General features: G+C 72.5%; 10 protein-coding genes. 5 read left to right on the top strand and 5 right to left on the bottom strand.

Translation table 11 applies throughout. The features are described from left to right. Positions 1 to 370: 370 nt before the first annotated feature. Positions 371 to 1,054, bottom strand: coding sequence for a hypothetical protein (locus tag ACIBTV_RS23200; RefSeq protein WP_396707962.1), 684 nt, complete (start codon positions 1,052 to 1,054; stop codon positions 371 to 373). A gap of 69 nt (positions 1,055 to 1,123) precedes the next feature. Here ACIBTV_RS23200 and ACIBTV_RS23195 point away from each other — a divergent pair, with 69 nt between their 5' ends. From ACIBTV_RS23195 to ACIBTV_RS23185, 3 genes are read left to right on the top strand one after another with little or no spacing between them, the layout of a single operon-like run. Beyond that, the gene (locus tag ACIBTV_RS23195) at positions 1,124 to 3,742 is read left to right on the top strand and encodes a valine--tRNA ligase (RefSeq protein ID WP_396707960.1); all 2,619 of its coding nucleotides are present in this window, start codon (positions 1,124 to 1,126) and stop codon (positions 3,740 to 3,742) included. Continuing rightward, positions 3,739 to 5,073 carry a bifunctional folylpolyglutamate synthase/dihydrofolate synthase gene (locus ACIBTV_RS23190; protein ID WP_396707959.1) on the top strand — a complete coding sequence of 445 codons (1,335 nt, stop codon included), beginning with the start codon at positions 3,739 to 3,741 and terminating at the stop codon, positions 5,071 to 5,073. The genes ACIBTV_RS23195 and ACIBTV_RS23190 overlap by 4 nt, the downstream gene beginning before the upstream one ends. Then, positions 5,070 to 5,519, top strand: coding sequence for a DUF4233 domain-containing protein (locus tag ACIBTV_RS23185; protein ID WP_396707958.1), 450 nt, complete (start codon positions 5,070 to 5,072; stop codon positions 5,517 to 5,519). Before ACIBTV_RS23190 ends, ACIBTV_RS23185 begins: the two co-directional genes overlap by 4 nt. A gap of 121 nt (positions 5,520 to 5,640) precedes the next feature. Here the strand turns inward: ACIBTV_RS23185 and ACIBTV_RS23180 are convergent, their stop codons facing one another. After that, complete coding sequence (locus ACIBTV_RS23180; protein ID WP_396707956.1) at positions 5,641 to 7,029, bottom strand: VOC family protein; 1,389 nt, start codon at positions 7,027 to 7,029, stop codon at positions 5,641 to 5,643. A gap of 143 nt (positions 7,030 to 7,172) precedes the next feature. Here ACIBTV_RS23180 and ndk point away from each other — a divergent pair, with 143 nt between their 5' ends. Beyond that, positions 7,173 to 7,598: a nucleoside-diphosphate kinase gene (gene ndk / locus ACIBTV_RS23175; RefSeq protein WP_396707954.1), complete on the top strand. Its 426-nt coding sequence runs from the start codon at positions 7,173 to 7,175 to the stop codon at positions 7,596 to 7,598. Between the two features lie 184 nt (positions 7,599 to 7,782). Here the strand turns inward: ndk and ACIBTV_RS23170 are convergent, their stop codons facing one another. Both ACIBTV_RS23170 and ACIBTV_RS23165 read right to left on the bottom strand, forming a co-directional pair. After that, a complete protein-coding gene (locus ACIBTV_RS23170) occupies positions 7,783 to 8,223 on the bottom strand; it encodes a carboxymuconolactone decarboxylase family protein (protein ID WP_396707953.1) in 441 nt (146 codons plus the stop codon). Positions 8,224 to 8,343: 120 nt separating this feature from the next. Continuing rightward, positions 8,344 to 9,501, bottom strand: coding sequence for an acyltransferase family protein (locus ACIBTV_RS23165; protein ID WP_396707952.1), 1,158 nt, complete (start codon positions 9,499 to 9,501; stop codon positions 8,344 to 8,346). Positions 9,502 to 9,636: 135 nt separating this feature from the next. Between ACIBTV_RS23165 and ACIBTV_RS23160 the strand changes: the two genes are divergently transcribed. Beyond that, positions 9,637 to 10,332 (top strand): lysophospholipid acyltransferase family protein, encoded by a 696-nt coding sequence (locus ACIBTV_RS23160; RefSeq protein ID WP_396707950.1) that lies wholly within the window; start codon positions 9,637 to 9,639, stop codon positions 10,330 to 10,332. A 7-nt stretch (positions 10,333 to 10,339) separates the two neighbouring features. On the opposite strand, the gene ACIBTV_RS23155 is transcribed toward ACIBTV_RS23160, so the two are convergent. Then, positions 10,340 to 11,812 carry a cryptochrome/photolyase family protein gene (locus ACIBTV_RS23155; protein ID WP_396707948.1) on the bottom strand — a complete coding sequence of 491 codons (1,473 nt, stop codon included), beginning with the start codon at positions 11,810 to 11,812 and terminating at the stop codon, positions 10,340 to 10,342.

Below are 11,812 nucleotides of genomic sequence, written 5' to 3'. Positions count from 1 at the left end.
TGGGAGAGTAGGACACCGCCGGACAATCTTCCCGTCAGGGCCACCCTTTGTGAGGGTGGCCCTGACGCGTTTTCCACCCCAATTCCCGGACGTCGGCCGACAGTTGTGCGAGGAGCCCGGTACCGGCGACCGACCCGAGGTCGGCACCGGACCTTCACGGCGAAGGCTCCGCTGGGGGAGCGGTAAGGCCGTGGAGGCTCGCTGGGCCCGTCAGCGCGGCCGAGGGCCGCGGCGACGCGCAGAGGCGGTCGACGTGGCGCGTCAGGAGGCGCATCCCCGGGATCGCTGACACTGGTGGCGGCGCCAGGAGGCGTACGGGGATCGCTGACACCGGTGGCGCCAAGCGGCGTACCCCCGGAACGGGCCCCGGTCAGTCGCGGGTCTGGATGCCCTCGCGGAGGTCGCGGAACAGCCTGCTCGCGTCGTCGACGCTACGCCCGGGGAACATGGCCATCGCGACGCTGCCGTGGTCGGCCCACCCGCAGATGGCGAAGTCGCCGCCCTCACCGCTGGTGGTGCCGCACTTCATGACGCCGCCCAGGTCGCCGGCGGGCACCTCGCGCAGGCCGTTCACCTTGCCCGTCTCGTCGGACATCAGCCCGAAGAGGCTGTCCAGGTCACGCTCCGGCTGCCACAGCAGGGTGGTGCCGCCGAACACGAGCACCGAACGCTTGTCGTCGGCCGGGTCCCGGTAGACGGTGCCGAAGCTGCGGTCCAGCTGGATGTCGGCGGCGAAGCCGCTGCGCAGGTAGTCGGCGGTGCTGCGTGCCCGCTCGCTGTCGTCCCGGGTCAGCCCGGCCACCCGGTCGGGGCTGGCGAGCTGGGTGTCCTTCTGCTGGGCGATCCGCCAGCCGACCACCCCGAGCGTGCCCGCGCCGGCGAGGCCGATGGCGAGCGCCACCGACCAGCCGATCCGTCGCCGTCGTGACCGCGCCGACCGCTGCTCGGAGCCACCGCCGGGCTCCCGGTTGCTCAGCTGGATCGGTTCCTCGGTCAGCTCGACGGGTTCGGGTCCGTCGTCGAGAGGACGCTCGGTGAGATGTGCGTCGGACATAGCCGACACCGTACGCGAAGGACCGGTGGCGCACGTCAGGTCCGCGGAAGCCCTCCGTAGACTTTCAGGGTGACCGAGAGACTGGATGCCCGACGCCCCGACGCCCCGACCCTTGCCGGCCAGTACCAGCCGAGCGAGGTAGAGCAGCGACGGTATGAGCAGTGGGTAGCCGACGGCCACTTCCGGGCGGACGCGGACAGCGACAAGCCACCGTTCACCATCGTCATCCCGCCGCCGAACGTGACCGGCTCCCTGCACATGGGGCACGCCCTCGACCACACCGTCCAGGACGCCCTGGTGCGGCGGAAGCGGATGCAGGGCTTCGAGGCGCTGTGGCTGCCCGGCATGGACCACGCCGGCATCGCCACCCAGAACGTGGTCGAGCGCCAGCTCGCCGCGCAGGGGCTGTCCCGGCACGACCTGGGTCGGGAGAAGTTCGTCGAGCGCGTCTGGCAGTGGAAGGCCGAGTCCGGCGGCGCCATCCTCGGCCAGATGCGCCGACTCGGCGACTCCGTCGACTGGGAGCGCGAGCGCTTCACCATGGACGAGGGCCTGTCGCGTGCCGTCCAGACGATCTTCAAGAAGCTGTACGACGACGGCCTCATCTACCGGGCCAACCGGATCATCAACTGGTGCCCGCGCTGCCTCACCGCGCTCTCCGACATCGAGGTGGAGCACACCGACGACGACGGCGAGCTCGTCTCCATCCGCTACAGCGACGAGGTGGTGGTCGCCACCACCCGGGCCGAGACGATGCTCGGCGACACCGCGGTCGCGGTGCACCCGGACGACGAGCGGTACCGGCACCTGGTCGGCACCGAGGTCGAGCTGCCGCTGACCGGCCGCCGGATCCCGATCGTGGCCGACGCGCACGTCGACCCGTCCTTCGGCACCGGCATGGTCAAGGTGACCCCGGCGCACGACCCCAACGACTTCGAGATCGGCCAGCGGCACGACCTGCCCGCGCTGACCGTCATGGACGAGCGTGGCGTGATCACCGTGCCGGGGCCCTTCGAGGGGCTGGACCGGTTCGAGGCGCGGCCGGCGATCGTGGCCGCCCTGCGGGAGCAGGGCCGGATCGTGTCGGAGAAGCGGCCGTACGTGCACGCGGTCGGGCACTGCTCCCGCTGCCGTACGACGGTGGAGCCGCGGCTGTCCCTGCAGTGGTTCGTCAACACCACGCCGCTGGCCCAGGCCGCCGGTGACGCGGTGCGCGACGGCCGGGTGCGGATCGAGCCGGCGGAGCTGGCGAAGCGGTACTTCGCCTGGGTCGACAACATGCACGACTGGTGCATCTCCCGGCAGCTGTGGTGGGGGCACCGCATCCCCGTCTGGTACGGCCCGGACGGCGAGGTCGTGTGCGTCGGGCCGGACGAGCAGCCGCCCACGGGTGCGGGCTGGCGCCAGGACGAGGACGTGCTGGACACCTGGTTCTCCAGCGCGCTGTGGCCGTTCTCCACGCTGGGCTGGCCGGAGCAGACCGTCGACCTCGCCAAGTTCTATCCGACCAGCGTGCTGGTCACCGGCTACGACATCCTCTTCTTCTGGGTCGCCCGGATGATGATGTTCGGCCTGTACGCGATGGACGGCCGGCCGCCGTTCGACGTGGTGGCCCTGCACGGCATGGTCCGCGACGAGCACGGCAAGAAGATGTCGAAGTCGTTCGGCAACGTGGTCGACCCGCTGGACTGGATCGACCGCTTCGGCGCGGACGCCACCCGGTTCACCCTGGCCCGCGGCGCGAACCCCGGTGGGGACGTGCCGGTCAGCGAGGAGTGGTGCCAGGGCTCCCGGAACTTCTGCAACAAGCTGTGGAACGCGACCCGGTTCGCGCTGATGAACGGCGCGCACACCGAGGGGCCGCTGCCCGCCGCCGAGCAGCTCTCCACCGTCGACCGGTGGATCCTGTCCCGGCTGCAGCACGTCGTGGCCGAGGTGGACGAGCAGTTCGAGGCGTACGAGTTCGCGAAGGTCTGCGACCTGCTCTACCACTTCGCCTGGGACGACGTCTGCGACTGGTACGTGGAGCTGACCAAGCCGGTGCTCGCCGAGGGTGGGCCGGCCGCCGAGGCGACCCGCCGGGTGCTCGGTCACGTGCTGGACCAGCTGCTGCGGCTGCTGCACCCGATCGTTCCGTTCGTGACCGAGGAGCTCTGGACCGCGCTCACCGGCGGCGAGACGATCATGTACGCGGCCTGGCCGGTCGCCGACCGGGGTCGCGTCGACGACGCCGCGGAGGCGGAGGTCGGCACCGTGCAGCGGGTGGTGACGGAGATCCGCCGGTTCCGCTCCGACCAGGGTCTGCGCCCCACGCAGCGGGTCGCGGCCCGGCTGGAAGGCCTCGCGGGCGCCGGGATCGCCGCGCACGAGCCGCTGATCCGCTCCCTGGTGCGGCTCGACCCGGCCGAGGAGGGCTTCCAGGCGAGCGCGACGCTGGCCATGCCGGGCGAGGTGAGCGTGGCACTGGACACCCGCGGCTCGATCGACGTGGCCGCGGAACGGGCCCGCCTCACCAAGGACCGCGCGGCGGCCGAGAAGGAGGTCGCCCAGGCCCGGGCCAAGCTCGACAACCCGGCCTTCGTCGGCAAGGCGCCCGAGGCCGTCGTCGGCAAGATCCGGGACCGGCTGGCCGTCGCCGAGGCGGACCTGGTCCGGATCGACGCCGCACTGGAGGCGCTGCCGTCGTGAGCGATCAGAACGCCTTCGCCGAGGTCGAGGCCGAGCTGGCCGAGCGGGGTTTCACCCGCATGGTCTTCGAGCTGGACCGCATCGAGTCCCTGCTGCACCTGCTCGGCAGCCCGCAGCGCGCGTACCCGTCGATCCACCTGACCGGCACCAACGGCAAGACGTCGACGGCCCGGATGATCGACTCGCTGCTGCGCGCGTTCGGGCTGCACACCGGCCGCTACACCAGCCCGCACCTGGAGACCGTGCGGGAGCGGATCAGCCTGGACGGCGAGCCGGTCAGCGAGGAGCGGTTCGTCGCCACCTACCGCGAAGTCGCCCCGCTGGCCCGGCTCGTCGACGAGCGGTCGGCCGAGCCGTTGACGTACTTCGACATGACCACGGCGCTGGCGTTCGCCACGTTCGCCGACGCGCCGGTCGACGTGGCGGTGGTCGAGGTGGGGCTCGGCGGCGCCGAGGACTCCACGAACGTCCTCCAGGCCGGGGTCGCGGTGATCACCCCGATCGGGCTGGACCACACCGAGTGGCTCGGCGACACGATCGAGGACATCGCCCTGCACAAGGCCGGGATCATCCACCCCGGGGCGACGGTCATCTCGGCGGCGCAGGAGGAGGAGGCGGCCCGCCCGATCCTGGAGCGCTGCGCCGAGGTGGGCGCCACGGTGGCCCGCGAGGGCGCGGAGTTCGGCGTGCTGCGCCGGGCGGTCGCGGTCGGCGGTCAGGTGCTCACCCTGCAGGGGCTCGGCGGGGTGTACGAGGAGGTCTTCATCCCGCTGCACGGCGCCCACCAGGCGCAGAACGCCGCCGTGGCGCTCGCCGCGGTCGAGGCGTTCCTGGGCGCCGGTGCCCGCCGCCAGCTCGACGTGGAGGCTGTCCGGGAGGGCTTCGCGACGGCCAGTTCGCCGGGCCGGCTGGAGCGGGTACGCAGCGCGCCGACCATCCTGCTCGACGGTGCCCACAACCCGCACGGGATGACCGCGACGGTCACCGCGTTGCAGGAGGAGTTCGCGTTCAGCAAGCTGGTGGCGGTCGTCGGTGTGCTCGGCGACAAGGACGCGCCGGCCCTGCTGGAGCTGCTGGAGCCGGTGGTCGACCAGCTGGTCGTCACCCGTAACAGCTCGCCCCGGGCGATGCCGGCGCGCGAACTGGCCGCACTGGCCGCCGAGGTGTTCGGCCCGGAGCGGGTGGAGGTGGCCGAGGAGATGCCGGACGCGATCGAGACCGCCGTGGCGCTGGCCGAGGAGGACGTCCCCGGTGAGCTGAGCGGAGTGGGTGTCCTGATCACGGGGTCGGTGGTGACCGTGGCCGACGCCCGCCGGCTGCTCAAGCGATGACCCGGCCGGAGCAGCCCCCGTCCGAGCCGGGGCAGGTGCCCGGTGCCGGGTCGCAGCAGCAGCCGGGATCCGGGCCGGAGCCCGGCGGGGACCCGTCGGAGCCGCCGCGGCGGTCCGGGTTGCGCAACCCGGAACGGGCGGTACGCAGCCTCGGTGCCGGCACGCTCGCCATCGAGGCCCTCGTCCTGCTGCTGGCCATCCAACCGATCCGGGTGGTCGGCGGTGACCTGAGCGGCACGGCGATCGGCGTGGTGGTGGCGCTCGCGGTGGCGGCGGTGGTGCTCGCCGGCATGATGCGCCGTTCGTGGGCCTGGCACGCCGGCACCGTCCTGCAGGGGCTGCTGATCCTCGCCGGCCTGCTGCACTGGTCGCTGTTCGTGCTCGGCGTCATTTTCGCCCTGGTCTGGGGGTACGCGCTGCACGTCCGCCGGGTCATCCTCGGCTGACCCGGCGCGCCCGGCCGAACACCGGAGGCCGCCCGGCGCGCCCGGCCGTACACCGAAGGCGCCGGCGCGGTCGGTCGCCACACCGGAGGCTGCCGCCCGGCGCTCGGCGCGGCCGGTTGCGTCAGGCCTCGGCGCGTTCCCGCCACTGGGTCAGCGCGACGCCGTGGCCGTCCGGGTCCCGGAAGGCCGCGGCCCAGCCCTCCAGCCGGGTGCCCTGGTTGAGGAGCCGGGGCTCCGACGTGAAGCGGATGCCGGCCCCGCGGAGCCGCCGGTACGCCGCGTGGATGTCGTCCACCTCGAGGTTGACGTGGACCGCGCGGCGCTTCACCTGCCCGGCCTCGGCGTCCTGCTGGAGCAGCAGCTTGATCGTGCCGGAGGTGAGTACGGCGGTGCGGTCGTCCGCGTCGAGTTCGGTGAAGCCGAGGGCGTCCCGGTAGAAGGCGAGGGACCGGGCCAGGTCGGCGACCTGAAGGGTCAGGCCGAGGCCACTGATCGGCGCCCCCGCTCCGGCCGGCTCGTCCGACGTGGGCTCCGACCCGTAGCCGAAGACAACCTCGTCCAACTGCTCCGGGGTCGGGGTGACGGCCTGGGCCGGCGGGGCGGGCAGCGTCGGATCGTCCAGCGGCAGGTCCAGCGGATCGAGCGGGTCGAGCGGCATGGACCGGGCTGTGCCAGGCCCGCCGGGGGTGCCAAGGTCGCCGGGGGTGTTGGAGGCGCCGGTCCTGGTCGGGTCGTCGGCGGGCGGCGGCTCGTCCGGCAGGACGGCCGAGCCGTACTGCTCCTGCTCCTCGACCGGCGGACGTGGAGCCGGGGTGGCCCGATGCGGCAGGGTGTTGGCCGGCGCGTCGACGACCGTGCCCTCCAGCACCACGCCGGTGCCCGGGCGCGGGTGCTGGACCACCAGCGGCTCGTGCTCGTCGCGCAGCGGGTCGCCGAGGGGGTCGCCGAGCGGGTCGCGGAAGTCGTCGTCGGCCGACCGCCCGGCCCACGGCGGGGCGTCCTGCGCGATCAGCACCTCCTCGACGGGTTCCGGGCCGGCGTACTCGGGGGGCAGGTCGGCGGCCACCGCGGCGGCGCTCTCGGCGTGCGTGGGGACCTCGTCCCAGAGCACCCGCACGTGCCTCTGGTCGTCCAGGGCGACGCGGATGGGCAGCGTCTGCCCGAGCGACGGCCACTTGGAGACCGGCACCCGCGGCTCGATGATCTTCTTGCTCCGCGGCGGCAGCCCCGGGGCGTCGATGACGAGCTGCAGCTCGCAGCGGCCGAAGGCGTACTGGGTGGGTGGCTCGGACGCGCTGTGCACGTGCCCCTCGCCGATCACCCAGGTGCGCCCGCCGCCCCGCACGGTGCCCAGGGCGATCGCCAGCACCAGCAGGGCGACGCCGAGCGCCACGATCGCCCAGCTGGTCATGCCCAGGCCGAAGAGGATCACGAAGGTCGCCACGGTGCCGAGCACCGCCGCGATCAGCTTGCGTACCGGCGCGATGGGTCGGCTCCCGCCATTCGCCACAGTGGACCTCCCGGGGGTCAAGGGCCAGGCTAGGCCGCGGCGGCCACCGGGGGAAAGGCCAGCCGCCGCGCCGGCGCCGGGACCGGGTCGCTAGGCTGACCGTACCCAGCCGAGCCGTCTTCCGTGCACAGGAGGAACCCAGCGTGTCCAGCCCCAACCCCGACGAGCGCACCCTCGTACTGATCAAGCCGGACGCGGTGCGCCGCGGGCTGGTCGGCGAGGTCCTCTCCCGCTTCGAGCGCAAGGGGCTGCGGATCGAGGCCATGGTGACCCGGACGATGGACGCCGCGCTGGCCGACGAGCACTACGCCGAGCACGTCGACAAGCCGTTCTACCCGCCGCTGAAGGCCTTCATGACCGGCGGGCCGCTGGTCGCCCTGGTGCTCTCCGGCGACCAGGCCATCGAGGTCGTCCGGGCGCTGGTCGGCGCCACCGACGGTCGTCGGGCCGCGGCCGGCACGATCCGTGGCGACCTCTCGCTGTCCAACCGGGAGAACCTGGTGCACGCGTCGGACTCGCCGGACAGCGCGAAGCGCGAGATCGCGCTCTGGTTCCCCGAGCTGGGCTGACGCCTTCCGTCGGCACCCGCGCGACGCTCTCCGGCGACCGTGGGGTGACGGCCGGGGACGACGCCGTGCGCGGCCGACCGGACCGACACCGGTAGGCCGCCGGACCGACGCCGGAAGCCCAGCGGAACGACAGCGGCCGGTGCGCGGATCGCGCACCGGCCGTCTCCGTCGCCGTGGTGGCTGCTCAGGCCTCCGTCGGCGGCTGCGCCCGCGTGGTCACGGCGATCCGGTTCCACACGTTGATCGTCGCGATGGCCATCACCAGGTCGGCCAGCTCCTTCTCCGACCACTGCTTGGCGGCGGCGTCCCAGACCTCGTCCGGCACCCCGTGCTCGCCGAGTCGGGTGACCGCGTCGGTCAGCGCCAGCGCGGTGCGTTCCCGCTCGTCGAAGAACGGCGCCTCCCGCCACGCCGCGACGGCGAACAGCCGCCGGCTCGACTCACCCGAGCGCAGCGCGTCGCTGCTGTGCATGTCGACGCAGAACGCGCAGCCGTTCAGCATCGAGGCCCGCAGCTTGATCAGCTCCAGCACCGTGTGGTCGACGTTCGTCCGGACGTACTTCTCCAGGCCCATGACCGCCTGGTAGGCCTCCGGAGCCACCGCGGCCGCGTTCATCCGCTGCATCTGCACCCTCCCTGATCGGTGTGACACCACTGGGACGAGGTGGCCGGTACGGGTCGTGACGGATCCGGGATGTGACGCCGGTCATGCCCGGCGATCAGCGACCGGCGTGGGCTCCGCGGGTCACCGGGTCGGCGCGGCCGTGTCCGCCAGCACCTCGCGGGGCCGGGGAATCTGGGCGACGGGATCGGTCGTGCCGGTCGTCCCTGCGCCGTCGGTGGTGACCTTCGGCCCGGGTCGGGACACCCGGGCGGCCAGGCGGCGGCCGACGTCGATCATCGGCAGCTCGACCCACCGGTACAGCAGATCCGCGCCCAGCAGAGCGACCACCACGGCGGCCAGGAACAGGCCGGTGCCGCGGTGACCGAGCGCCGGCACCACGCCGATCGCCGTTCGCGCCGCGATGGACTGGATGAGGTACATCGAGTAGGACCGCTCACCGACGAAGACGAGCGGACGCAGACCCAGCCCGCGGGCCAGCACGCTGCGGGACAGCAGGGCCGGCAGCAGGACCGCCGCGGCGAGGGCGTAGCTGCCGATCAGCAGCTCCTGGCCGAGCCGGGCCGGCCAGAACTGGACGGACACGTGCACCGCGACGAACGCCACGATCACCACGGACGCGGTGACCGGATGGGTCAGGGGCCGGACCAGGGCGAAGCCCCGGGGGTGGTGCATGACGACCGCGGTCAGGCAGCCCAGGAGGATGGCGACATAGTGGATCGGCCAACTCAGCCAGGCGATGTCCGGCGGGATCAGCGCGATGAAGAGCACGAGCAGGCCGAGCGTCACCGCCAGCCGGCGGCGGAACGCGGCGGTGACCAGCACGAACGCGATGGCCGGCCAGAACAGGTAGAACTTCTGCTCGATGCCGATCGTCCACGAGTGCAGGTACGGCGAGCCCGGCGGCAGCAGCTCGTTGAGGAAGAACACGTAGTACTTCAGGAGGCGTTCGACCGTCGCGGCGCCGCCGTTGAGCCGGGCGAGGGCCCAGGTCAGAAACAGCACCAGCAGGTAGACCGGCATGATCCGGAAGAACCGCCGCAGGTAGAAGGCCTTCAGTGAGACCTTGCCGTAGCGGTGCTCCTCGCGCAGCAGCAGCGTCGTGATCAGGAAGCCGGAGAGGACGAAGAACAGGTGGACGCCGATCCAGCCGGTCAGCCACGTCCAGTTCGGCCCACCGTAGTGGAAGGCGAACACCATGATCGCCGCCAGCGCCCGGAGGCCGTCCAGGGCGGGAAAACGGCGCATGGCCTGAAATTCGTCGTACCGAAGCGAACGCACCGGCGAAGTTTGCGTGAACACGAGAGTGCGGTCAAGCCGTGTAGGAAGGCCCGGTCCCGGGCACTCCCGTGAGCGGAGGCGGCTGCGTCGGCTACCGTGACACCGCCCGCTTCGCACACGACCGCCGGAGGACCAGTGCCGCTGCTCTACACCATCGGCAAGCTCACCGTGGCGCCCGCGATGCGGTTGGCGTTCCGGCCGACCGTGGAGGGGCTGGAGCACGTGCCGGAGACCGGTGGCGCGATCCTCGCCGGCAACCACCTCTCCGTGGCCGACGAGCTGTTCGTCGGCACGGTGGTGCCGCGGCACCTCGCGTTCTGGGCCAAGTCCGAGTACTTCAAGGGCACCGGCCTCAAGGGGGCGTTCTCCAAGTTCGTCCTCACCGGGCTGGGGGCGATCCCCGTCGAGCGGGCCGGCGGGCGGGCCGCCCTGACCGCGTTCGACGCGGCCATCCCGGCGCTCAAGGGCGGCGACCTGGTGGTCGTCTACCCGGAGGGCACCCGGTCGCCCGACGGGCGGCTCTACCGCGGTCGCACCGGCGCGGTCCGCCTGGCCGTCTCCGCCGGAGTGCCGATCATCCCGGTCGGCATGATCGGCACCGAGAAGGTACAGCCGATCGGCGCGCGGGTCCCCCGACCCGGCACCGGGAAGGTCACGATCCGGTTCGGCAAGCCGCTGGACTTCACCGGCCGGCCGGACGACCGCGCGTCCCTGCGGGCGATGACCGACGAGATGATGAGCGAGATCCAGAAGCTCACCGGTCAGGAGTACGTGGCCCGGTACGCCCCGCCGCGCGCCCACCCCGACCCGATCCGCGAGGGCCCGGCCTGACCCGTCGTCACGGTGGGGCGGCGCCGCGCCGCTTCTCCTGGTCGAGCACTGCGTCCACATCCGTCAGCCGGTCCAGTTGGGCCAGTTGCCGAGCCATCCGGGCGTTGGTCGGTATCCGGTCCCGGTTGCGGGCGAGGAACGCCCAGTAGCCGGCGGTGTAGGGGCAGCCCTTCTCACCGAGGCGCTGCTTCGGGTCGTACCGGCAGCCGCCGCAGTAGTCGCTCATCCGGTTGATGTACGAGCCGCCGGCGACGTACGGCTTCGTGGTCATCCGGCCCAGGTCGGCGTACTGGCTCATGCCGACCACGTTCACCGTCATCACCCAGGCGTACCCGTCGACGAAGCTGCGGTGGAAGAAGTCCACCATCTCGGCGGGCCGCCAGCCGCGCTGCAGGGCGTAGTTGCCGAGCACCATGAGCCGGGGGATGTGGTGCACCCAGCCGTGATCGCGCAGGTCGGCCATGACGTCGGAGAGGCAGTGCGCCTGGACCGCGTCGGCGTCGAGGTCGTGGAACCAGTCGGGCACCGACCGGCGGGCGGCCAGTCGGTTGGTGCCGGCGTAGCCGGGTTCGAAGTACCAGTAGAGGTTCCAGACGAAGTCCCGCCAGCCGATGATCTGCCGGATGAACCCCTCCACGCTGGGCAGCGGCGCGCCCTGCTTCCGGTACGCCTGCTCGGCGCCCCGCACCGCCGCCATCGGGTCGAGCAGGCCGAGGTTGAACGACGACGAGAGCAGGCTGTGCGCCATCCACGGGTCGGTGGAGAGCATCGCGTCCTCGTACGGGCCGAAGTGCGCGAGCCGGTGGCGCAGGAAGTGCCGCAGCCGTGCGGTGGCCTCCCGGGTCGTTGCCGGGAAGCGACGGGGGCCGTCCCGGCCGACGAACCGGACACCCTCGCGCTCCCACCGGTCGAGGTCCGCCCGGACCTCGGCGTCGATGTCGTCCTCCTTCGGCATCGGCGGCGGGGGTACGTCCAGCCGCTCCGCGTCCTTCGGCGGCGGCTCCCGGTTCTCCGGGTCCAGGCTCCACCGGCCGCCGACCGGCTCGTCCCCCTCCACGAGGATCCCGTGATGCTGCCGGGCGAAGCGGTAGAACGCCTCCATCCGGAGCGCGCCCCGGCGACCGTCGGCCCACTCGGCGAAGTCGGCGATCGCGGTGACGAAGCCGCGGGGCGGCAGCACGGTGACCCCGTCGAGCCCGCGGACGAAGCGCAGCGCCGCCCGGGACGTCGGATGGCACACCTCGAGGGGCTCGCGCACCTTCCGCAGCGCCTCGCGGTAGGTCTCGGCCCGTAGGTAGATCGCCTGGTCGCCGAGCTCCGCGGCGCGGTGCCGCAGGGCGGACAGGACGAGGTGCGCCTTCTGCCGGTGGAAGGCACGACGCCGGAAGACCGCCTTCGACTCGATCAGCAGCACCGGTTGGTGGCGGTCGTCGAGGAAGTGCGGCCCCAGCTGATCGGCGAACAGCCAACGCCGCGACAT

It is taken from the genome of Micromonospora sp. NPDC049366 (assembly GCF_044466625.1).
In the GTDB taxonomy this organism is placed as follows: domain Bacteria; phylum Actinomycetota; class Actinomycetes; order Mycobacteriales; family Micromonosporaceae; genus Micromonospora.
The sequence above is the reverse complement of the archived record's forward strand: the minus strand, read 5'-3'. Positions and strand labels throughout refer to the sequence as shown.